The sequence below is a fragment of the Sphingomonas lenta genome (assembly GCF_002288825.1).
In the GTDB taxonomy this organism is placed as follows: Bacteria; Pseudomonadota; Alphaproteobacteria; order Sphingomonadales; family Sphingomonadaceae; genus Sphingomonas; species Sphingomonas lenta.
The window spans coordinates 654516-676549 of record NZ_NSLI01000002.1; the positions used below are offsets into that span (position 1 = coordinate 654516).

Annotated in this window: 24 protein-coding genes; 15 read left to right on the top strand and 9 right to left on the bottom strand. The window is 66.0% G+C overall.

Going from position 1 to position 22034, the window contains the following annotated elements; translation table 11 throughout:
* The first annotated feature begins 301 nt into the window (after window positions 1-301).
* A complete protein-coding gene (locus tag CKY28_RS06425) occupies window positions 302-985 on the top strand; it encodes an NAD-binding protein (RefSeq protein ID WP_245841646.1) in 684 nt (227 codons plus the stop codon).
* The gene (locus CKY28_RS06430; RefSeq protein WP_245841648.1) at window positions 961-1635 is read left to right on the top strand and encodes an OmpA family protein; all 675 of its coding nucleotides are present in this window, start codon (window positions 961-963) and stop codon (window positions 1633-1635) included. The genes CKY28_RS06425 and CKY28_RS06430 overlap by 25 nt, the downstream gene beginning before the upstream one ends.
* Here CKY28_RS06430 and CKY28_RS06435 read toward each other — a convergent pair.
* A complete protein-coding gene (locus CKY28_RS06435) occupies window positions 1620-1985 on the bottom strand; it encodes a PRC-barrel domain-containing protein (RefSeq protein ID WP_095997470.1) in 366 nt (121 codons plus the stop codon). The genes CKY28_RS06430 and CKY28_RS06435 overlap by 16 nt on opposite strands.
* Window positions 1986-2304: 319 nt before the next feature.
* Between CKY28_RS06435 and CKY28_RS06440 the strand changes: the two genes are divergently transcribed.
* From CKY28_RS06440 to CKY28_RS06470, 7 genes are all read left to right on the top strand, one after another.
* Entirely contained in the window at window positions 2305-2787 is a 483-nt protein-coding gene (locus CKY28_RS06440) for a DUF421 domain-containing protein (RefSeq protein ID WP_095997672.1), read from the top strand.
* Window positions 2787-4046, top strand: coding sequence for a DUF2254 domain-containing protein (locus tag CKY28_RS06445; RefSeq protein WP_141243867.1), 1260 nt, complete (start codon window positions 2787-2789; stop codon window positions 4044-4046). The genes CKY28_RS06440 and CKY28_RS06445 overlap by 1 nt, the downstream gene beginning before the upstream one ends.
* 64 nt (window positions 4047-4110) lie before the next feature.
* Window positions 4111-5052, top strand: coding sequence for a mechanosensitive ion channel family protein (locus tag CKY28_RS06450; protein WP_217989551.1), 942 nt, complete (start codon window positions 4111-4113; stop codon window positions 5050-5052).
* Window positions 5027-5923 (top strand): YihY/virulence factor BrkB family protein, encoded by an 897-nt coding sequence (locus CKY28_RS06455; RefSeq protein WP_095997472.1) that lies wholly within the window; start codon window positions 5027-5029, stop codon window positions 5921-5923. Before CKY28_RS06450 ends, CKY28_RS06455 begins: the two co-directional genes overlap by 26 nt.
* Entirely contained in the window at window positions 5920-6948 is a 1029-nt protein-coding gene (locus tag CKY28_RS06460; protein WP_095997473.1) for a potassium channel family protein, read from the top strand. The genes CKY28_RS06455 and CKY28_RS06460 overlap by 4 nt, the downstream gene beginning before the upstream one ends.
* 214 nt (window positions 6949-7162) lie before the next feature.
* Window positions 7163-8029 (top strand): bacteriorhodopsin, encoded by an 867-nt coding sequence (locus CKY28_RS06465; protein ID WP_095997474.1) that lies wholly within the window; start codon window positions 7163-7165, stop codon window positions 8027-8029.
* A gap of 6 nt (window positions 8030-8035) precedes the next feature.
* The gene (locus CKY28_RS06470; RefSeq protein WP_095997475.1) at window positions 8036-8980 is read left to right on the top strand and encodes a Brp/Blh family beta-carotene 15,15'-dioxygenase; all 945 of its coding nucleotides are present in this window, start codon (window positions 8036-8038) and stop codon (window positions 8978-8980) included.
* A 15-nt stretch (window positions 8981-8995) separates the two neighbouring features.
* Here CKY28_RS06470 and CKY28_RS06475 read toward each other — a convergent pair whose 3' ends face one another.
* The 4 genes from CKY28_RS06475 to CKY28_RS06490 all read right to left on the bottom strand — a co-directional run bounded on the left by CKY28_RS06475 (window position 8996) and on the right by CKY28_RS06490 (window position 12439).
* Window positions 8996-9730, bottom strand: a complete 735-nt coding sequence (locus CKY28_RS06475) for a bacteriorhodopsin (protein WP_095997476.1) — start codon at window positions 9728-9730, stop codon at window positions 8996-8998.
* 492 nt (window positions 9731-10222) lie between these two features.
* Window positions 10223-11437 (bottom strand): Na+/H+ antiporter NhaA, encoded by a 1215-nt coding sequence (gene nhaA, locus CKY28_RS06480; RefSeq protein ID WP_095997477.1) that lies wholly within the window; start codon window positions 11435-11437, stop codon window positions 10223-10225.
* Between the two features lie 362 nt (window positions 11438-11799).
* Window positions 11800-12198, bottom strand: a complete 399-nt coding sequence (locus CKY28_RS06485; RefSeq protein ID WP_176472979.1) for a type II toxin-antitoxin system VapC family toxin — start codon at window positions 12196-12198, stop codon at window positions 11800-11802.
* Window positions 12191-12439, bottom strand: coding sequence for an AbrB/MazE/SpoVT family DNA-binding domain-containing protein (locus tag CKY28_RS06490; protein WP_095997674.1), 249 nt, complete (start codon window positions 12437-12439; stop codon window positions 12191-12193). Before CKY28_RS06490 ends, CKY28_RS06485 begins: the two co-directional genes overlap by 8 nt.
* 246 nt (window positions 12440-12685) lie before the next feature.
* On the opposite strand from CKY28_RS06490, the gene CKY28_RS19060 reads away from it, so the two are divergent.
* The 3 genes from CKY28_RS19060 to CKY28_RS06505 all read left to right on the top strand — a co-directional run bounded on the left by CKY28_RS19060 (window position 12686) and on the right by CKY28_RS06505 (window position 14778).
* A complete protein-coding gene (locus CKY28_RS19060) occupies window positions 12686-13255 on the top strand; it encodes a recombinase family protein (protein ID WP_095997479.1) in 570 nt (189 codons plus the stop codon).
* Between the two features lie 175 nt (window positions 13256-13430).
* Entirely contained in the window at window positions 13431-14036 is a 606-nt protein-coding gene (locus tag CKY28_RS18930; protein ID WP_217989552.1) for a type 1 glutamine amidotransferase family protein, read from the top strand.
* A gap of 472 nt (window positions 14037-14508) precedes the next feature.
* The gene (locus CKY28_RS06505; RefSeq protein ID WP_095997480.1) at window positions 14509-14778 is read left to right on the top strand and encodes an HU family DNA-binding protein; all 270 of its coding nucleotides are present in this window, start codon (window positions 14509-14511) and stop codon (window positions 14776-14778) included.
* Between the two features lie 220 nt (window positions 14779-14998).
* On the opposite strand, the gene CKY28_RS06510 is transcribed toward CKY28_RS06505, so the two are convergent.
* Window positions 14999-15904 (bottom strand): NYN domain-containing protein, encoded by a 906-nt coding sequence (locus tag CKY28_RS06510; RefSeq protein WP_095997481.1) that lies wholly within the window; start codon window positions 15902-15904, stop codon window positions 14999-15001.
* A gap of 409 nt (window positions 15905-16313) precedes the next feature.
* Between CKY28_RS06510 and CKY28_RS18580 the strand changes: the two genes are divergently transcribed.
* Window positions 16314-16487: a hypothetical protein gene (locus CKY28_RS18580; protein ID WP_176472980.1), complete on the top strand. Its 174-nt coding sequence runs from the start codon at window positions 16314-16316 to the stop codon at window positions 16485-16487.
* Window positions 16488-16724: 237 nt separating this feature from the next.
* Window positions 16725-17066, top strand: a complete 342-nt coding sequence (locus CKY28_RS06515) for a YunG family protein (RefSeq protein WP_095997482.1) — start codon at window positions 16725-16727, stop codon at window positions 17064-17066.
* Window positions 17067-17515: 449 nt separating this feature from the next.
* Here the strand turns inward: CKY28_RS06515 and CKY28_RS06520 are convergent, their stop codons facing one another.
* The gene (locus tag CKY28_RS06520) at window positions 17516-19519 is read right to left on the bottom strand and encodes a hybrid sensor histidine kinase/response regulator (RefSeq protein ID WP_095997483.1); all 2004 of its coding nucleotides are present in this window, start codon (window positions 19517-19519) and stop codon (window positions 17516-17518) included.
* On the bottom strand, window positions 19519-19728 hold the full coding sequence (locus CKY28_RS06525; protein ID WP_095997484.1) for a type II toxin-antitoxin system ParD family antitoxin: 210 nt from the start codon (window positions 19726-19728) through the stop codon (window positions 19519-19521). Before CKY28_RS06525 ends, CKY28_RS06520 begins: the two co-directional genes overlap by 1 nt.
* 139 nt (window positions 19729-19867) lie before the next feature.
* Here CKY28_RS06525 and CKY28_RS06530 point away from each other — a divergent pair, with 139 nt between their 5' ends.
* Window positions 19868-20257, top strand: a complete 390-nt coding sequence (locus tag CKY28_RS06530) for a response regulator (RefSeq protein WP_095997485.1) — start codon at window positions 19868-19870, stop codon at window positions 20255-20257.
* A gap of 178 nt (window positions 20258-20435) precedes the next feature.
* Here the strand turns inward: CKY28_RS06530 and CKY28_RS06535 are convergent, their stop codons facing one another.
* Window positions 20436-21869, bottom strand: a complete 1434-nt coding sequence (locus CKY28_RS06535) for a sensor domain-containing diguanylate cyclase (RefSeq protein WP_095997486.1) — start codon at window positions 21867-21869, stop codon at window positions 20436-20438.
* Window positions 21870-22034 lie beyond the last annotated feature (165 nt).

The following is a 22034-nucleotide window of genomic DNA, read 5'->3' on the forward strand; positions in this document are numbered from 1 at the left end:
GATCAGGGGTGGATAGCACGGCACATCCACTTGGGCGAGAGCGCCGGTCGGATCAAAGGTGCGGTGATCGGAGCGTCCGACCATCGCGTCGAGCGCGCTCAGCATAGCCTTGATGCCGACTGACGCACCTTTAGAACGGCTTGCGCTCCTTAATAGGCCGTTACGTCAAACAGAAAGCTCCGGCCCAACTCGGCACAAATGATCTAAGCGTACGTTTTTGGGCCTTCTCTCACCGGCCCCCATAGGGCCGGTGGCGAAGCTCCTCGGGTTGACCTCGCCCGGCGGCCGGGGCGTGCTTATCGTGGGTTCCACACCGTGGGGATTGCTGCTCGCGCGGCAGCTCAAGACTTTGGACGTGCCGGTGGTGGTCGCCGACACGAGCTGGCAACGCCTGTCGGGTGCGCGCGACGGCGAGGTCCCGTGCTTCCACGGCGAAATCCTGGCGGAGGCGACGGAGGAGCGGCTAGACTTCGCACAGTTCAAGATGCTGGCCGCGGTCACCGACAATGAGGCGTACAACGCGCTCGTCTGCAATGAGTTCGCGCCCGAGATGGGTCGCGACGCCGTGTACCAGCTCGGGGATGCAGCCGGCGACGACCCGCGCGCGCTGCCCGCGGCCCTGCGCGGACGAGCCTTGTTCGCCTCAGGTCACGGCGTCGAGGAGGTACACGCTCGGGTTGCGTCCGGTTGGACGCTGGGCAGCATGCGCTTCGAGCATGCACAGGATTTGGCGACGCTCCAGGGGAGGGTGCCCGACAGTGGCGACCCGTTGCTGCTGCTGCGCGCCAACAGGTCGGTGCGCTTCTTCACCCACGCTTCCAAGCCGACGCCGGAAGCGGGCGATACGGTGGTCGCGTTTGCACCCGCAGCGGCGCTGGAACGGGCGAGTTGGACGATCGCGCCCGGGTCGCTAGCCGAAGAGGCGGCTGCACCCGCGTTCAGTCACGATAGGACCGACCCATGGCCGTCCCCCGCCACCTCCTGATCGCGCTACTGCTTGCGTCGGGCGCTTGCCGCGAACGTCCCGCAGGCGGGAACGCGACGGCGAGCACTGCCGAACCCGCACCAATCGTCGACGCATCACCTACCGCCGTCGCCGCCGCATCCAACGGCTCGATCATGCGCCCGTCCGTTGTCGAGGAAGTCGAGAAGGCTGCGCCCGCTCCGCCCTCGCCGCCGCGGCCGATCCGCGCAACGATCGGCTTTCCGGACGGAGGCGCGCGCCTAGATGAGGCCGCCCGCGCCACGCTGGACGCGCTGGCCTCGCGACCAGAATTCGCCGGCGTCGGTCCGATCACGCTTCGCGGCCACACCGACTCGGAGGGCGACGACCAGGCGAACTTGCGTGCGTCGCGCCGCCGGGCGGAGACGGTACGGGATTACCTTGTTGAGAAGGGCGTGGCGGCTGAGCGCATGACCGTGATCGCGCTCGGCGAACGCCGGCCGGTCGTGCCGAACGCGGAACTCGACGGTTCCGATTCGGAGGAAGGCCGCCGTCGCAACCGACGCGTGGACGTCGAGGTCTCGCCCTCTATCGCCGCCACTGCCGAGGGCGACGCTACGGGTTCGATCGGCCCGCAATCACCGGCCCCGATCGAAGTCGGGGCCGGCGGACGCGGTCAGCGCGTGCCGTAGTAGCCGGTGATCCGGTCGTCGTAGGACCGGTCCCAGGTCGGTTCCTGGTCGCGCTGGTAGCGCGGTCCGCCCCGCAGATGCTCCGCGTCGCGGTTCACGACATAGCCGCCGCGGCCTTCGTCATAGGTGAGCTCGTTCCAAGGCAGGGGAAAGTAGTCCTCGCCTAGTCCCAAGAACCCGCCATAGCTCACGATCGCGTGGCGGACCTTGCCGTCGCGCTTGCCGATCATCAGGTGGTGGACCGATCCGATCCGCTCGCCGTCACGGCCGTAGACGGCGGTCCCGTCCACCTTCTCCGACGAGATCATGTCCTGCGTCTCGTCCCGGTTCATCGTTTGCGTGGTGTCCATATCGCATCTCCTTGGGTTTGTTGTTCCCTTTTGGGCAGTTCCCTGAACCGGCCGATGGCGCTCCCGCGCCGAGCGCGCGTCCTGGCGCGCGGCAATGCCCGGCGTACCACGCGCATCTCGGATCATCGCTCAGGCTGTGATCCATCAACGGGTTGATGGTGCCGATGTTCCGGCCAGAGAAGCTGGCCCGCTGTTGGTCGGCTCGGCCCAAACCAACTCCTATCGTGCCCGGAATTGAACGGCCCGGGCTGTCTGTCGTTCACCTACTGCTTGCACCCGATCATGGTGTGGAGCGCCGGGCGGCACGGCGGGAGAAGTGATGTTCTTTTCAGGAGTGGAGGGCGTCTGGCGCACCCTGATCGTGGGTGCACTCGCTTACGCGGTTCTGGTGATCGTGCTTCGGTTGACCGGCAAACGCACGCTGTCGAAGATGAACGCGTTTGATCTCGTCATTACGGTGGCGCTGGGCTCCACGCTTGCGACGATCCTGTTGTCGAAAGACGTGGCGCTCGTGGAGGGCGTTACGGCGTTCTTGTTGCTCGCGGGAGCGCAGTATGCGGTCACGTATACTTCGCTGCGGTCGGCGCGCTTCCGGCGCTGGATAAAGGCGGAGCCCCGCGCCCTACTACGCGATGGATGCTACCTTGAGGCGGCGTTGCGCACGGAGCGGGTCACACGCGACGAGGTGGACGCCGCCGTGCGACAGGCCGGCTACGCCGACCCGTCCGGCATCGCATTGGTCATGCTGGAGACGGACGGCAGCATGAGCGTGGTGCCGGTCCGGTGCCGGCGCGACGCCTGATGTGGCTGCGTACCCGCTTGCTCGGCATCGCCGCCGAGATCCGCGACAGCTATTGGTTCGTGCCGGCGCTGATCGCGATGATCTGCTTCGCGGCGGGGCTAGGGCTGATATACGCCGACGCCGTGCTCGGCGACGCTTGGCTTGGGCGGTACGAGTGGCTTTACGGTAGTCGGCCGGAAGGCGCGCGCGCCGTGCTGTCCACGGTGGCGGGCTCCACCATCACGGTGGCGGGCGTGGTGTTCTCCATCACGCTGGCCGCCGTGACCTATGCGTCGGGCCAGTACGGCCCACGCCTTCTGAGCAATTTCGCGCGGGACCGCGGCAATCAGGTCACGCTGGGCGTGTTCATCGGCACCTTTCTCTACTGCCTCGTGGTGCTTCGCACGATCCGGAGCGCGGAAGAGGCGAGCGCGGAGACGGCGGGCGCAGTTCGCGACGCGTTCGTGCCGCACCTGGCCATGTTCGGCGCGCTGGCTTTGGCGGTCGCGTCCATGGCGGTGCTGATCTACTTCGTCCACCACGTCACCGACGCCATTCATGTCAACAACCTGATCGCGCGGATTGGGCGGGCGCTGCTCCGCGATGTCAAGCGTTACCGCGACGACTCGGCCAAGCACGGCGCGCCGGTCACGCCGCCCGGCCCGGACGCATGGGCGTGCGGGGCACCCGCCACCGGCTACCTCCGGTCGATCGACGCCGACAGCTTGCTAGAGTCGGCCGCCCGACACGAGGCGCGAGTCACGCTGCTCGCGGGACCAGGCGACTTCGTCCATCGCGGTCGTCCGCTGCTGCTCGTCGAGGGTCCCCGCACTGCGGAACTGCGTAAGCTGGCGGGCGCGGTCGCGGTTGGACGCAAGCGGTCGCCCGACCAGGATCTGCGGTTCCTTCTCGACGAGCTGGTCGAGATCGCCGCGCGCGCGCTGTCGCCGGGCGTCAATGACCCGTTCACGGCGGTCGCCTGCATCGACTGGCTCGGTGCGGCGCTGTCCGAACTCGACCGGCTGCCGCCGCTTGGCGGCACGCGCAAGGGAGAAGGCGGCCGCGGCGCGCTGACGATGCCGGCCCTAGGATTTGTCGATTTCCTGGACGTGGCGGCGGGACGGCTGCGCCACTATGCGGCGCGCGACCCCATAGCCGGCGCGCGGCTGCACTCGGCGTTGCGGACCGTTGCGGCGGGCTCGACCGAAGCGGCGCACCGGGCGCTTTTGGAGCGGGAGATGGCGGCGCTTCGAGACGCTATGGACAAGGGGACCGACTAGCGTGACTGCCGCTCCAGGCTCTTCGGATCTGATTGACGCCAACACATCCGTAATCTGGCGCACGGTGGACCGGCTGCTCGACGACTTCCTTGCTATGCTGCCCCTATTGTTTGCGGGCCTGCTCGCATTCCTGCTGCTCTGGCTTATCGCTAAGGTCGTGCGAGCTGGATTGGAACGCGTGCTGGCGCGCTCGTCGAACCGCAGTGCGGCGACCGCGATCGGGCGTATCGCTTACGTGCTTCTGCTTGCACTGGCGGTGCTGATCTCCGTCACAGTGGCGTTCCCCAGCATGACGCCCGGCCGGCTGATCTCGGTGCTGGGGGTGGGTGGTATCGCGATCGGCTTCGCGTTCAAGGACATCTTCCAGAACCTGCTCGCCGGCATCTTGCTGCTGCTGCGCCACCCGTTCCGCGTCGGTGACGAGATCACCACGGGCGAGTTCACCGGAACCGTGGAGGCGATCGAGACGCGCGCTACGCACATCCGTACTTACGACGGTAAACGGGTCATCACTCCGAACGGCGACGTGTACACCAAACCTGTCACCGTGATCTCCGCCTACGACATGCTGCGCAGCGAGTACGACGTCGGCATCGGCTATGGTGACGATTTGGGGAAGGCCAAGGAAATCGCACTGGAGGCGATCCGGAGCGTCGAAGGCGTGCTTGAGGACCCGACACCCGACGTGTTGGTGTGGGAGCTGGCCGGCTCGTCCAAGAACCTGCGATTGCGCTGGTGGACCAGACCGCAGCGTGGCGAGGTGCTGCACGTTCGCGACCGGGTGTTGCGCGCCGCAGCTGAGGCGCTGTCGGGCGCGGGCGTAGACTTGCCTTTTCCGACGCAAGTCGTGCTGTTCCACGATCAGACGGAGGCGACCGACGGCGACCGTCGTCGCCAGCGGGAGGGCTGGCCCGCAGGCGACAGCCCGCCTGAGCCTCGGCCGCTGAGCCGGGTGGAACTGGTCCGGTCGGACGGCGAGCGTGGCGACGGCGATGGTAGGAGCTGACGTCCTGCTCGGACGCGCGAGCCGTGGCGGCCTGCGGACAGCCGGGCGGGCAGTGCGGGCCGGGTGGACGACTGCGCGAGGCGCGGCTTACGACGATTTCGGCATGGTTGCGAGTTCCATCGCCTTTTCGACCTTTCTGTCGTTGCTTCCGTTGCTGGCGCTCGTCGCGCTCGGTTACGGCGCATTCACCGAGCCGCGGGAGGTCGTGGCCGACCTGCGCTCACTGACGCGCGTCATGCCCTCCGAGGCGCGCGGGTTGGTCAACTTATGGTTGGGTGAGGCTCTCCTATCGCGCGACGGGCGGGGTGCCGGGCTCGTCCTATCAACCGTCCTAACTCTGCTGAGCGCCAGCCGGGCAGGGCGCTCGCTGTTATTCGGCTTGAACGTGGCATGCCGCGTAGAGCGTCGCCGCGGCTTCATCACCCGCCGTCTCACCGCCATAGCGATCGTGCTGGGGGCGGCTGCGCTACTCATAACCGCGTTGATGGCCGTCTCCGCTTTCGCCGTCCTCGCCCGGCTGCTCCCCGCCTTACCGTTCGCCTCTGAACTCGCCCGCGCACTCTTCTGGTCGGCGACCGCAGCCGTGACGGCGGCGATGCTGACCGCCATCTACCGTTACGGGCCGGCGCGCGCGGCACCGCCTTGGCGCGACGTGGTGCCCGGAGCGGCTGTCGCGACGATGTTGTGGCTCGCCGCCACCGGCCTGTTCAGCCTATACCTGACGCGTTTCGGCGACCTCGGTCGGGTGTACGGTTCGCTGGGCGCCGTCATCGTCCTGCAGCTCTGGCTTCTGGGTTCCGCTCTGGCGTTCCTCCTTGGTGCGCGGTTCAACATCGAGTTTGCGGCCGGTGGCCAGGCGCTCACAGAATGAAGCGCGCGATCGGCAAGCCTCGTTTCTACCGCCGGAGCGGTTTGTCCCAGCGGTTCGCGCTTGGTCTCCGGGTGGGCGCGGCCCTGCTGTTGGTCGGCATCGCGCTGGCGGGTCACTGGCTCGACCGCGAAGGCCTGCGCGACAATGCGGACGGCAGCGTCTCGTTCCTGGACGTGCTCTACTTCACCATGATTACCGTCACCACGGTCGGCTACGGCGACATCGTGCCGGTGACGGATCGCGCGCGCATGTTCGACACTTTCGTGGTCACGCCCGTGCGCGTCTTTGTTTGGCTGATCTTCTTGGGTTCGGCGTACAACTTTCTTCTCCGAAACACTTGGGAGCGATGGCGCATGGCGGCCATTCAGCGGCAACTGGACGATCACACGATCATCTGCGGTTACAGCGCCACCGGCCAAGAGGCCGCCAACGAGCTGATGCGACGCGGCTGCCCGCCGGGCGAGATCGTCGTGGTCGACGAGGCGGAGGACGCGCTGGAGGTCGCTGCCGAGCAGGGCTTGGCGACCGTGCATGGTGACGCCACGCACAACGCGGTTCTGGCGGCGGCGGGTCTCGCACGGGCGCGGTCGCTGATTGTGACGCCGGGCCGCGACGACACCGCCATCTTGATCGCGCTCACTGCTCGCCGGCTCGCGCCGCAGGTTCCGGTCGCGGTTGCGATCCGCGCGACGGAGAACGAGGTGCTGGCGCAGGATGCGGGCGCGGCGGTGATTGTCAATCCGATCAGCTTCGGTGGGCAGCTCCTGGCCGGGTCGAGCGTCGGGCCGCACTTGGCCGACTATGTTTCCGATCTCGTTACATCCCACGGCCGCATCGCGATCCGCGAGCGGACAGCCGCGCCGGACGAGCTGGGCCGGCATCTGCGTGATGTCCGGCCCGGCCAGGGCCTGCGCATCTACCGCGGCGGCCAAGCGATCGGCTTCTGGGAGGACGAGGCGGTGCTGCGTGAAGATGACGTCGTGATCGAAGTGGTGCCGCAAGGGGTGGTCGGATCGCCTCAGTAGGCACGGCAACTCTGTCGAACCTGATTTACGCGCCGACCGCAGCTGACCCGCCTTGACGCGGGCAGGTGACAAAAGCGGCTTCTACTCAGAACTCTGAGCCGCTGGTGACGTTGACCGGCATGAAAGAACGCCCCGTCGCTTCGAATGGCGGGCTCACGCTCTCGCCGTACGTCCCCGCGCCCTGGGGGCTCAAGCCGACCAGGAGATACAATCCATGCCCAACCTTGAGAACTTCATCGCCTTCGAGAACTGGCAGTACGAGGTCATTCGGCACCTGCTCCAGCTCACGGTGGCAGCGTTCGCGGCGGGGCTCGTGTACTTCCTAGCAACTTCGCAACAGGTGTCACCGCGCTACCGGCTAGCATCCACAATCTCGGGCGTGGTGATGGTCTCGGCGGTGCTGGAGATCGGGCAGCTCTACATAGTGTGGTCGTCGGGCTTCAACTATGTCGACGGGCTGTGGCGGCCGGCCGAGGGCTATCTGTTCTCCAACGGCTTCCGCTACATAAACTGGTCTATCGACGTACCTATGCTGCTGACCCAGCTGCTCGTGGTGCTGGGGCTTACGGGTCGGCCCTTCTGGTCCGAGTGGTGGAAGCTGACCATCGCGGGAGTGCTGATGGTCTGGACCGGCTATGTAGGCCAGTTCTACGAGCCAGCGGTCGCCGGGTTAACGCCAGATGTGTCGGGCGCGCCCTTCTGGATCTGGGGCGCGGTGTCGACCGTGTTCTTCGTTTATCTGCTCTACAAGGTGGGCATGCTGGTCGGACGGCCGCCCGAGCCGCTGGATGAGGACTCGCGACGCAATCTGAAGTACTGCTGGTGGATCCTGCTATTCTCCTGGACACTCTACCCATTCGCCTACGGCGTGCCTGCGGTCTGGGCGAACGGCAACGGCATGGTCGCGCGGCAGATGCTGTTCACGGTCGCCGATATCACCTCCAAGCTGATCTTCGGCGTGGTGCTCGGCCGGGTCGCGCGGTTGCGCTCCAAGCAGCTGGGTTGGGAGCCCGCGCTGCTCGTCGACGCGGAAGTGCCGCCGCCTCGCGCGCCGGTGCAGGCCTCGGTCGACCGGGCCTGAAGCGACGTGGCGATCCGCGCATGTGACCGGCACCGCGCGGTCGCGGTGACCCTGCTGGTGGCGGCTGCGCTCGCGGGCGCGGTGCTGCCGACGCCGTCGGTCACGGTTCAGCTCTGGGCGCTCGTAGTGGGAGTGGCAGTCGGGTTGCCGCATGGCGCGCTCGACCAGCCAGCCGCAAGGGCTGTACTCCAGGGCCGGTTCGGTCAGTGGTGGCCTGCGCCGTTCATCGGCTTCTACCTGGGCCTAGCCGCGCTCGTGCTGCTGGTCTGGTCCGTCGTTCCAGTGATCGCTCTTGCGCTGTTCCTCTCCCTATCGGTCGCGCATTTCGGATTGGGCGATGCGGAGCCGGACGGTGCTCTCCGACCAATGGCGGCGTTCGCGCACGGCGGCGCGGTCGTGATTGCACCCGCAACATTCTACCAAAAGGAAGTAGCGAGCATTTTCGAGGTGCTCGCTTCGGGTGGAGGCGAGCTCGCCGCGTTTTTAGCGGGCCCGATCGCCGTAATGTGGATAGGCAGTATCGCTGCGCTCCTTATGGCAAGGCGAACACCCGATTGGGCGTCGAGCATCGAGCTGCTGACAGTGGTGGCCGTCTTCGCGGCGCTGCCGCCTCTAATGGCGTTCGCGCTCTACTTCGGCGTGCTGCACGCGCCGCGCGCTACGTTAGCCGAGACAGCGAGCGCGGGTGAGGCGACCTGCGCCACCCTAGGTCGGCTGCTGCGGACGGCCGCGCCGGCTAGCCTCGCCGCAGCGGCGGCAGGCGGGGTCGCGTTCATGCTGCTGCGGGACGGGATGAGTACGTCGGTGGCGGTGACGTCGATCATCTTCATCGGCCTCGCGGCGCTCACTGTACCGCACATAGCGCTGGGCGTCGCGCTTCGCTGGACGGAATCCCGGCGATCGTCTCATTACCGCTCGCTGTTGACCGGAGCGGCCGCAGCGCGGCGTTGACCGGGCTGGCCCCGGTCACGCCGGCGCGCCGCGCTGTCTCGCCTGCGGATCGTGCTGATCGAAATGCGGGTAGCGGGGCGCGAGCTGGCGCAACTCATGAAGGTCGTAGATCGAGAAGCCCACCTTGGAGAAGATTGGCAGGATTACGAACAGCGCAACGTCCGTTGTTCTATCGAGCAGGCCGAGCCCGGACGGCCCGAGCGCCCAGACCAAAGGGTAGCCGAACCACAAGGTAGTGAAGTACGCCGTGACGCGCGTATAGGCGCGGCCGATATCGTCGTTGTGCGCGTAGGCCTCGCGCCGGATCCGGCCCCAGAGCAGCGTCAGGATCAGCGCCAGGCACACGCAACCGACGATGTACCAGAACCACTTCACGCCCGAGCGTACGGTCAGGTCGGCGATCAGACCCGACATAATCATGATGACGTCGAGCCCGATCAGCGTGGCGATGGTGGACTTATCGAGCGGGCGGAAGAACATGCCTGTAGAGGCGAGCGCGACGAGGAGTAGCGGTGTCGTGACCAGCCAATCCAAATAGCGCGCGACATGTACGGTGCGCCCGGCTACCTCGACAATGCCCTGGTCGAACGCCATAGCTGTGTAAGCGAGCCCTGACCAGACGGGGATGAAGATCGCGATAACGTATTCGTACTGCGGCACGTGGCGCGGGTTGCGGCTCCAGGCGGTGAACAGCAGCGCACCTGCCGCCATGCAGGCGACGTAGAACCATAGCCAAGCGGTCTCGGTCATGAGCGCTTCTCCTTCGTTTCAGATCGAAAGCGAGCGCTCCCGTAGCAAACTGAACAGGTGAACGGCGCGAAGGTTCTGCTGCGGACGCGCAGACGAACGTTCTAGCGACATCGCTGCTCGGGCCTCCTCGACGTAGTCTCTGTATTTCTGCACCCTCAGCGCGCTTCAGCCACGACGCATGAGTCGAACTGACCGCCGTCGGCACCGACGAGTACACCTAGGTCCTCGTCGCGTATGAATGCGACGCTTTCCGACCCGTAACGCTCGAGCGAGCCGCCTCGCCGCGGCAAGCGGTACAAACCTGCGACGGTTCGGATCACAACACCTTCAGGCGAGAAGGAAGCTGAAAAGGCGTCGCCGGAAGCACAACGGTACTGCGTCGTTACAGGGCTTCCAGAAGTCGGCGTGACGCAGCCGGCCAGTCCGAGGGCGAGCAGGCTAATCCAGCATCGCAACCCGCTCACCCCAATTAACGCTTTCCGGCACCGGCCGTCATCGGGCTGGCTGCTGCTCATCAGCCAAGGCAAGGTGCCGCTTTGCTGCTGGCGCGAACCGAAGGAGCAGGTATCCGGACAAGGCCGAGAGCACGGACCCGCCGAGCACGCCAATCTTCAGCTCGGCGATCAGGACAGGGTCGCTGAACGCGAGCCCGCCGATAAAGAGGCTCATCGTGAACCCTATCCCGCACAGGAGTGCCACGGCGTAGACCTGTAACCAAGTCGCACCTGTCGGTCGGCAGGCCCAACCTAGCGCCACCGCCCCACGCACGGCCGCGAAGATGCCGATCTGCTTGCCGAGGAACAGGCCAGCGGCGATGGCGAGCGGTAAAGGCGCGAACAGCTCGGAAAGCCCGATCCCATCCAGCGACACGCCCGCGTTCGCGAAGCCGAATAGCGGCACGATGCCGAACGCAACCCAGGGGTGGAGTGAATGCTCCAGCTGATGAAGCGGCGAGTTTGGCGAGTCCGGCGCTCCCGGGGTCCGCACGATCGGGATCGTGAAGGCGGCGAGCACCCCCGCAACCGTCGCATGGACGCCCGAGAGGAGCACCGCTAGCCAAAGCGCAGCCGCGAGCGCCAAGTACATCCAGAGCCGGCATTCGCCGCGGCGGTTCATCTGGGCCATGAGAAGCAGGAGTAGGCCGCCCGAGACGAGCGCAACGAAGTTCAAGCTGGCGGTGTACGCCAGCGCAATGATGACGACCGCGCCCATGTCGTCGACGATCGCGACCGTAGTCAGGAACAGCTTGAGCGAGGTCGGCGCACGGCTGCCGAGCAAAGCGAGAACGCCGATCGCGAACGCGATGTCGGTGGCGGCCGGGACGGCCCAGCCCCGCACCAGCGCAGGATCATTGCTCGCAACCGTCAGGTAGATGGCCGCGGGCACGACCATGCCGGCGAGCGCGGCGATGAACGGCAGCCGACGGTCCGCCCAGGTCGCGAGCCTGCCGTCGACCAGCTCGCGCTTGATCTCAAGTCCCACCAGCAGGAAGAACACTGCCATGAGGCCGTCGTTGATCCAGTGCAGCAGCGAGAGCGGCCCCAGGTAGGCGTGGAGCACGCGGTCGTACGTCTCGCCAGCCGGGCTATTCGCAACTGCCATGGCGAGGGCTGCGGCGGCGATGAGGAGGACGCCGCCTGCGGCCTCGCTCGCGAGAAAGGAACGCAAGGCCGAGATTGGGCCACGGCGTTCGGGGCGCTGAAACATTGCTACTCGCTGCTCGTGGTTGGGGCCAAGCCTATCCGTGTAATCCAGAGCGGATTCAACAGGTTTGGCGCTGGAAAATCATCTGACTCCGGGAGAGACGACCTACAGCTCGGGTGATCAGCACTGGCGCATTGCAAGGCGTCAAAAGCGGGATCGGGCAGCACCGGCTTGAAATTATTCGGCTCGCATTAGCCAGATTGAACCGGAAATTGAGCCTGAACGAACGGCTGAAAGCGGGAGAAGGCGCTTGGCCCAGGAACGGCCGGAGATGGGTCTTCAGTGCTATCTCGCTTACTCGGAGCTACCTGTCTGCTGCCGGCGGTTGCGCAGTTTGGTGTCGCTCGCGCTTTAGGTGATCTGCCCTACGCCGTGGGGCGACGCAGGTGTGTTATGCTGATCCCGACGTCGACGCTTGCGAGATCGCCGTCCGTCGTGAACATCTCCGCGTTCAAGTCGATAGCCAAGGCAAGACAGGCCCGGTCACCTAAGGACAAGCCCAGCTGCTTCGTCGAGGGACGCAGGTCGCCGATGATCAGCGCCTGAGCAGGCGACAAGGGGCGAATGTCGAGATGCAACCCCCCGAGCGCCTCACGTACCTCATCGAGCGGCAAGCCTCGCTCGCGAAGCTTCGACACTACCTCGGCAAGGTTCGTCGTTCCAATGACGCATCGCGTTAGCGCATTGACGACCTGATCGGCGCCCGGCTCATTATTGAGCAAGCAGAGCAACGCGGAAGCGTCGAGTACGACTTTGCTACTCACGCTCAGCCTCGCGGCGGCGCTCTGCGATCAGCTCATCGGACAGGCCTACGCCCTCGGGAACGTACTTGCGCAGGATCGCTCGCGCTCGTTCAACCGCGCGGCCGACAGACCGGACCCGTAGCTCGCCCTCGTCTATATCAACGAGAACGGTATCACCGGTCGCGAGCCCGAGCTCGCGTCGCATGGAGGCAGGAATGACGAGCTTGCCGCCATCTACTATCTTTACGCGCTGCGCTTCCATCTGCACCGATCCTCCAATCTTGCCCGATTTTGCATCTGATACCAAAGTGGTGAAGCCGATTCTAACACAATCTAGTGCGGCACGGAGCATATGAGACCGGCGCCAACTCCAAGCCGACCGATAAGGGTATACCCAAGCGGGACGGATACTCGAAGCAGCTACTCGCGTCCGATTAGGGTTGCTACTCGCGTTTTCGGACGCTAGCTGTCGTGTGTCTAGACCCACACGGGACAGTTAGGGATCAACATGGCCGTATACGGCTACGCGCGCGTGTCCGCGACCGACCAGGACTACTCGATCCAGGAGCACGCACTGCGTGCGGCTGGCTGCCAGGTGATCCGCTCGGAGAAGCGAACCGGCACCAAGCTTGAGGGCAGGGCCGAGCTCGACCTGCTTCTTCAATTCCTCCGCGAGGGCGACACACTGGTCGTGACCCGGGTGGACCGGCTCGCGCGCTCGCTGCGCGACTTGCAGAACATCGTGCACGAGCTGAAGGGCAGGGGAGTGGCCCTGAAGGCGACCGAGCAGCCGATCGACACGAGCACCGCGGCAGGCAAGGCGTTCCTCGACATGCTGGGCGTCTTCGCCGAGTTCGAGACCAACCTGCGCCGCGAGCGGCAGATGGAGGGCATAGCAGCCGCACGTGCGCGCGACGTGTACAAGGGCAGGCCACCCACGATCGACGCTGCCGAGATCAGGCGACTGCACGATGAGGAGAAGCTCGGACCCGCTGCTATCGCACGGCGGCTCGGCATCTCGCGATCGTCGGTGTACCGCGTCGTGCCTAATCTCGTAAGCAAAGTCGAACGGGGCTAAGTGGAGCCGGACGTTAGTGCTAATCCTCCATCGCCGGGTGCAATCGATCTCGCACGCGACGGCGTAGGAGATCGCTGGCCAGCTCCGAACTTAGAGAGCCGACCGAGCCCCCGGCAAACGGCAACCCCGAGATTAGCGCGTGCGCAGGATTTTCCAACTTCGCCAGCTTTGCGGGTTGATCGTTCCTCGCCGGCTCGGCCTCAGCCGCGCCGAGGAGGATGCGATCCATGCGGCGGAACCCGCCTTCACCACGCCGCGGATGATGGAGGACGAGTTCCCCGCGCTCGGCGCCACCTACCGCAAGGCACCGCCCCAGGAGCCGATGGTGGTCGTCAGCGGAGGGGGCCGATTGGTGACGGGCCAGAACCCGGCGTCCGGGACGGCGGTCGGCGAGGCGCTCGTCGCCGCTCTCGACCGGCGTGGGGCGTCGCGCAGCCCCGCCCCGGGCAACGGGCGTACCGTGAAGGTCCTGGCGCTCGACCGGATCGTTCCTGGTCGGACGCGGGCGGACGCGATGCCGCACGTCAGGGCAGAGGCGGCTCGCGCCTGGGAGTTGATGAAGGCGGGCGTCATCCGGGAGAACTACCTCCGGGCCGACGGAAGCGGAGCCGTATGCATGCTCGAGTGCTCGGGCGTCGAGGAGGCACGCAGCATCATGGAGGCTTTCCCGCTCAGCACCGCCGGCGTCATCGGGTTCGACTTCATCGAGCTGAGGAACTTCGACGTGCTCGAAATCCTGTTCGACGAGTCCAATGAAGGTTCTTCTTCAACATCGCATTGAAGGTGGGCGCTGTCGAAGATCAGGCAGGATCGCGGCGCCGCGCAAGGAGCTTTTCACCGTCCGGGCGGAGCCGCCCACCCGAACCGTCGCAAGCGGCCTAGGACAGCTCGGGTTATCGGAGACCGGCATCCTACATAGCGGGCGTTCAAGGAGGCGGCAGGCGGTGCACATCTTTTCCGACGCGCTGTTCGCGCCCGAGCTGGTGTCATGCGTTTCGGCGGGAGGCGACCCGAGCGTGACCGAGCTTTTCTTGGTCGCGCGGCGGGTCTGATTAGAGGGGGCGTCCGATCGCTCCGCGTTTGCATGGGGTCGATTGTCGCCGGCGGATCCGCAGCGGGTCTGCGCGCTTCGCGTGGCGCATGCTGCGATGGCCGGAAGCCTGGATCGCTTACTAGCATGCCCGGTCCGCTTGCCCGGCACCGGCCCGTCGCTATGCTGGCCGGCTTCTGGATCAGCGGAGAGCAATGAAGCGATGAACACGAAGGATCTCGCCAAGCACGTGGCCGCCAAGCACGGCATCACAGAGAAACAGGCGCGCGAGGTGATGGACAGCCTGCTCGATGGCATCGGCGAGGCCGCCGCAAGGGGCGACGAAGTCTCGCTGCCTGGTTTCGGCAAGTTCAAGGTGAAGGACACGCCCGAGCGCTCCGGGCGTAACCCGTCCACCGGCGAAGCGATCACGATCGCGGCGTCGAAGAAATTGACGTTCACGCCGGCCAAGGCGCTCAAGGACAAGCTCTGAGCGGACGTGGTAAGTGCGGGAGGGGCCGCAACCGGCCCCTCTCCTTCGTTACGCTATCAGAACGATAAGAACGGTTATGTTAAATTGCGGCTAGTCGAGCCGGTCCGCCATTCACACGAGGAAGACGCCTCCTTGCCTGACAACGTGCCGGTCAACTCGAAGCGCGTGCAGGTAGCTCGTCCGATTGAACGAGCAGGTTCTGCCCTGCCGCGCGTCTTGATCAACCCTGGATCGTGGACAAGCCTGCGATGTCCGGTACCGCGCTAGGCAGCAGCGCGGTATCGTCCATCGTCTCGGGTGCCTTGTGCCGTTGGCCATCCCAAAGCATGTGCTGCGAGAAGCGGACGTTCGGCAGGAACAAGCCCTCGAGAGCCTTCCGGAAGGTGCCTTTCCCGAACCACTCGCTCGACTTCGCATTTGGGATTTCGCGGCGTACCTCGTGGGACAGGGCGGAAATGTTAAGCGGCCTAAGCGCCTCGTCGTAGCGACGCCGGACCAGCAGTGCGAAGCTTTCCTCGTCGCTGGAGGACGGTTGCTCGCCCTGTTCTCCCCCGCCTTCGAGCGGTTCACGTGGCTGGTGGCGGGCGCCGTCCAGCAGCGCGGCGATCCGGTCAAAACCCATCACATGCTCAGCCACCGCCGCGTAGGCGCTTGAGAGGTGACCCGGCGAGATGATCGTCGTCCGGCGGTCCTCGGCCCTGAGGCGATGCAGAAGCGGCGTGAAATCCGAGTCGCCAGACACGAACACGAACTCCTCGAAGCGGGTACGATGCCCCAGGAGGTCCAGCACGTCGATGACGATGCGGATGTCCGCGGCGTTCTTCGCCCCGCGCGCCAGCGTCGGGCAGTCCACGACTTCGAAGCCTGCCTGCACGAAGCACCCCCGGAACTTGTAGAACCAGATTCGATCCCTCTGATCGCCCGGTGTGCTGACGCTGCCGGACGGGTTCATATAGCAGCGTGCCACCAGCCAACGCCGCGGCGCATCGCCCGCACCGGTTCCAGCCAAGCCGGCGAGCCAGTCGGCCGGATTGGAGGCGAAGCGCATGGCTAGGTCCTCGTCGAGCCCCCACAGCGCGGTGAACACGTTGTCAAAGTCGACGAAGATTGCGCTTCCGGTGTGCATGCTTCCCCCTCTTTCCCTACCTGAACGAGTACACGCAGCGCGTGTGAACGTGAACCGGAATAGAGACAGAGGATGGTGACCAGAACGCAGCCGATGCTTCCCGGTCGGCCTGTAGCGGCAATCTTCGACATGGACGGCGTGCCGTTCGATACCGAGCGGCTGTACCAGTAAGCGGCACCCCTTGCGTGCGCCGACCTCGGTTACACCTTGCCTTCGCGCGTCATCGACGTGACAGTCGGGCTGTCCTGGCCAGGCACACGAGCACTGTTTGCTGACAGGTTCGGGCCGGACTTCCCGCTAGACTTGTTCATAACATACTTTGAGGCGCCCTCGTCTATGTTGTTGATGCTTTTCGACAAACGATGTGCCAGCGTCGGGGCAGCGCAAGAGAGCTCCAAGGAAGCGACCTATGGAGGACGAATACGACGACGAAGATCAGCCCGAGGTCGTGCTGACTAAATGCGATGCGCCAGGATGCGATGAGGTCTTCTACGTCATGGAAGGGGCAACCGGCCCCGACTTCGATTTTTGTCCCAAGCACGCCGTACCGAACTTCAACAGCTCTGGGCCGCTAGATCGGTAAAAATGCCACCTAGGCCTCAGAATTGAGGGTGCGCGTCCCCCGCTCGAAGCAGCAACGGCATCACATCGTCCAGGCGAATAGCTGCAACCGCAACACTCAGCCGGTTCCTGTTGGCCTCATGCTGCCCCGGCGCATAGCGCCGGGAGTGAGCAAACCGTTGGCGCCGTGCGGCCGCCTCTCATTCATCGCGGGATCTGTGGAATGCGAAGACAGGTAGGTTCGGGCCAGGAGGTCGCGATGGATACAGAAGTAGCAGCCTTTGCTGCGCGGGTTCGAAATTGCTGGTCGCGACAGACCGCCACGACCTACAGTGCCGAATGCCCGGCCAGGGGGCAATGCAGCGTTACCGCCCTACTCGCGCACGAAGTGCTTGGGGGCGAGCTGTTGAAAACCAGGGTAGGCGAGGCATGGCATTTCTATAATCGCATCGGGGGCGCACCGGTGGACTTCACCAGCGAACAGTTCGACCACCCCGTTATGTACGATAACGTTCCGGCGACCCACGCCGAAGCCATGCGCGATACCAGCCCCAAGCAGCTCGCCGCGTTGCGTCGCTCGTTTAAGAGCCGGTCCGCCTAGCTCAGAACAGGATCATACCGTCGGGGTGTTGCACCCTGTGGTGTGCGAAACGGGTTTCCAGAGAGCCGGCGTGCAACTCCAGCTCATGTCCGTCCGGATCGAAGAAGTAGAGCGACGATCCCGCCGAGTGATCATCCCGGCCAGGGGAGCCAACGCAGTAACCCGCCAGCTCAGCATCGCAAAATCGGCCGCGCTCGCATCGAACGCAAGGTGGGAGTAATCCGCTTGAGGCCGGGAGGCCGGGGCCGAGTCGACCGATACGCGATGCCAGAGCGGCCCAGCTTAAGGGATCAGCAAGGGCCCGAAGACGTATGCTAGGGCCGTCGCACGATTGAGGTGGTTTTCGGTGCCCTGGATCACCATCGGCCCAATTCGCTTGTCGAGGCAGTCATGGGTGAGCTCAACATGCACTAAGCCGAGCTCGCCGACTCAAACGAGCGGTCCGCTCCTCAATCGCTGCCGTCGGCCACTTGCCTCAATACGCGCGACAGCGCCTCGACCGAGTAGGGCTTGTGGAGCAGCCGGAACCCGTGCGTGCCTTCCTCGGCCAGCACATGGGCGTAGCCGGACGTGAGCACCACGGGCAGGTCGGGCCGCTCCTCTCGTAGGCGCTGCGCCAACTCGACGCCGCCCATGCCCGGCATCACCACGTCGGAAAACACCAGGTCGAAGCGGTCCGGTTGCTCGGCTACAAGATCGAGCGCGGCCTGCGCGCTCTCCGCCCATCTGGTCGTATAGCCGAGGTCCTCGAGGAGCTTGGCCGCGAACCCGCCCACGGCCTCGTTGTCCTCGACCACGAGCACGCAACCCTTGCCCGGCGTGAACTCGACGGCAGCGGCGGGCGTTGCGGCTTCGCCCGCGCCCTGCTCGGCCCGCATGTGAGGCAGGTAGAGGGTGAACGTCGTGCCGCGCCCGACCTCGCTGTCCACGACCACGTCGCCGCCCGACTGCTTGGCGAAGCCGATCACCTGGCTGAGCCCTAGCCCGGTGCCGCGTCCCACATCCTTGGTCGTGTAGAACGGCTCGAAAATGCGGCCGATCCGATCGGGCTCGATGCCCGTCCCCGTGTCGGTCATCGACACGGCGATGAAGTCGCTCGCCTCGAACGCGTGGCCCCTACGGCTGGGCAACCCGGACGCGAACGCGACCCTGATCGTCAACTCGCCCTCGCCGTCCATCGCGTCGCGCGCGTTCACGGCTAGATTCAGGACGGCGGTGTCGAACTGGTTGGGGTCGGCCCTGACCGTGCAGTCCGCGCACGTGACCTCCACCTGCAGCCGGATGCGCGAGCCGAGCGTAGCCGTCATCAGCGAGGCGATCTGGCGGACACGCTGGTCGGCGTCGAACAGCTCGGGCTGGAGCAACTGGCGGCGCGCAAAGGCGAGGAGCTGGCGCGTGAGCGCCGCCGCCCGGTCCACCGTATCCGAGATCGCGTCGATGTACTGGCGCCGCTTCTCCGCTGGGAGCTCGCGCCGGCGAAGGAGGTCGACACCGGAGCGGATGATGGTGAGGAGGTTATTAAAATCGTGGGCGACGCCGCCGGTGAGCTGGCCGATCGCCTCCATCTTCTGCGCCTGCCGGAGCGCGTCCTCGATCTTGGCCCGCTCCGCGATCTCGTTCTCCAGGTTCTCGACCGCGGTGTTGAGGTCGGCGTCGCTCCGCGTCGCGCGGTGCTCCAGGCTGACCGCCAGCCGCTCGATCGCGGCTCGCGCGCGCGCCTCGTTCTCGACGTCGATGCAGGTGCCGAGCCAACGCGTGATGCGCCCCGCCTCGTCGCGGTCGGGCACGCCCCGGCACGCGAAGCAGCGATACTCGCCGTCATGGCGGCGGAAGCGGTAACGCGCCTCATAAGGCGCGCCCGTCTCGACCGCGGTGGCCCATATCTCGGCCGCACGCGCCCGATCGTCCGGGTGCAGCACCTCGAGCCAGCGGTTGCCGTTCAGCTCGGCCTCGCTGCGGCCGGCATAGGCTCGGAACTGCTCATTGGTCTCGGTGTTCGCGCCGTCCGGGTCGGTCACGAACACGAAACCCGGCAGCGCCGCCGTCATCGCATGGTAGCGGCGCTCCGCGTCGCGCTCGGCCGTACGGTCGCGGATGATCTTGACGAATCCGCGCAATCCCCCGCCGTGCAGCGGCATCACGAGGCCCGACCCCCAAAAACGCGAGCCGTCGCGGCGCACATGCCAGCGCTCGTCGATGCCGCGCCCCTCGTCCACGGCGCGGGTCATCTCGTGCTCGGGCGCACCCGTCTCCCGGTCCTCGGGCGTGAAGATCTCGGCCAGATCCATGCCGATCGCCTCAGCCGCTTGCCAGCCGAACAGCTTCTCGGCTCCCGCGTTCCAGCTCGTGACCCGGCCGTCTATGGCGGTGGTGATGATCGCGAAGTCGACGGCGCTCTCGACGATATGGCGCGCGAGCTCGGGGTCGAGCCGGTTCGGGTTCGGGACCGGCATCAGCCGTTCCGCACGGTGGTGACGAGGGGCTCGGCGGGGATCGGTTCGGCGACGAGCGCCGAAGACGGCGCGCTCGCATCCTGAAGCTGGCGCAACCCGGCGCGGATCACCTCGCTGGCGCTGCGGAAGCGCCCGGAGGCGACCTGGTGCTCCACCCACGCGATGAGCTCGGGCGTGAGGGAGACGTTGAGGCTAGAGCGCGATGGCATCGCCTCGCTTAACGATGCCGCGTCTCGGGTGTCAAAGCCTGTGGTGGACGGGTCGCCGCGCGTGAGCGCGATTCGTGCTAATTCTCTGGAACGACGGGCGAGTTCGGCTATTCTCGGCAACATGGATCAATGTCGATCGATGTCCGCCCGCGGCCCTGATAATGCGCCGGCGATCCTGGTCGTTGACGACGAGCCGCTGGTCCGCTTTCTCGCGGCCGAGATTCTGGAGGAAGACGGGTTCCGGGTGGTCGAGGCCGGCGACGCGCACGAGGCGCTGGCGGTGCTGAGAACGGAAGCCGTACCCGTGCATCTCGTATTCTCCGACATCCAGATGCCGGGCGGCCTCGACGGCTGCGACCTGGCGCGCTGGGTGCGTGAGAACCGCCCCGGCTTGCCCGTCATCCTCACCTCCGGCCGGATCGGCGACGACGCGCTCCCCGGGGAGCTTCGCCAGCTCGCCCCGATCGTCGGCAAGCCGTACAGCTTCGACCACCTTACCTACTGTATTCGCGCAGCGCTCGGCCGCTGATCGCGAGGCAAGCGCGTTCTCGAGCGGCTCACGGCCAAGCCGGATGGATGTCGTCCGAGCGGTAAGGCGCCGAGCTTACACCAAGTCCACGTGTGATCGGTTGCGCGCCCTTGAGGTCGGAACCTCGTCACGCCAGCGCCACGGGATCCGACTGTTCCAGAGCGCCCCGCCGGCCGAATTACGCCGCCAGCCGGACCCGGTTCCGGCCGCTCTCCTTCGCCGCGTAGAGCGCGGCGTCCATGCGAGACATCAGCTCGGTCGCCGGCTCGCCGACAACCGCCTTGGCGAGGCCGGTGCTGATCGTCACCCTGACCACCGCACCGCCTCCGACGACAACGTGGTGGCGTGCGACCGCGATGCGCAATCGCTCAGCCACCAGGGCAGCGTCACCCTCGTCGGTGTCGGGCATCAACACTGCGATCTCCTCGCCGCCGATCCGGCCTACAAGATCGGTGATCCGCACCGTGGCGTTCGCGACCGCGGCCACGGCGCGGAGCACCTGGTCGCCGGCTGCATGCCCGCGCGTGTCGTTGACGCGTTTGAAGTGGTCGATGTCGAACAGCGCGAGCGTGAGCGGGCGACCATGGCGCGATGCGCGCTCCAGCTCGGCCGTCAGCCGCTCGGTGAAGTGGCGGCGATTGGCGAGCCCGGTCAGCTCGTCCACCGTCGCCCTCTGCACCAATTCGGCCTCCAAGGCCTTGCGGCGGCGAATGTCGCGGAGCGCGCATACCACGTCGACGCGCCCAGCATCGGGCGAGACGACACGGCGCATGTTCGCTTCGAACCATAGCCATGATCCGTCACGGTGCCGCGAGCGGAACTCCACGCGGGAGGCGTCCGTCACGCCATCCCGTACCGCTGCCAGAGCGGCTCGTGCTTCCGCCTGGTGGTCGCGATGGATCGTCACCATGACCTGCTGACCGAGATACTCCTCGGGCCGAAAGCCGGTCAGCTCGAAGGCGGACGGCGAAACGTAGGCGCAGACTTCGTTCTCGTCCAAGCGCATCACCAGATCGGACGCGTGAACCGCGAGCAGGCGGTAGCGCGCCTCGCTGTCGGCCATATCGGCTGCGGCGGCCTGGGCACGGACATAGCCGCGAAGGGCAGATAGCAGGCCGAAGCCCGTGGCGACGAGCAGCGCCGCACCGAGTGCGAGCAGCGCCCGGATGTTGCGGCCTTGAGCAGCCTGCATCGCCCCCTCCCGCGCGAGCCGCTGACCCAGCAACCGGCGCTCCTCGGCGACGATAGACGCCAGCTCCTGCTCTACCTGGCTAGGGTCGGACCTCACGCTCTGTTGGATCAGCATCCGCCGGAATCGGGCGATACGGCGCTGCTGCGCGGCATTGTCGATAGTGAGGGTTTGTAGCCGGTCGACCTTCGCCAGCGCTTCCTGGGTCGCCACCGCACGGCCTCCGCCGTAGAGCGCCGCATCGACCTCGCCCGCGGCGATAATCACTTCGAGTGTATGGTCGTGCCAGCGCTCCGCCACCCCTCGGGCTTCGTAGGCCCGCACCGCGCCGATCGCCAGGTAGGAGAACAGCATGACGAGCGCGCCCAAGGCGACGACCGACGCCGCCAGCGATCGGCGAACGAGATACTGGCCCTTGATCACCGGCGCACCATCATCAGCCGCCGATGTAAACCTTATCGGGTTAAGGATGGATTAGGCGCGTTGCGTCCAGAGGATCTTTCCCGGCCAGGAAACGACCGCCTTCATCGCGTCGACGCTCAGGCCGTGTTCGTCCGGTACGGAAGACGGTGCTGGCCGATCGAGGGA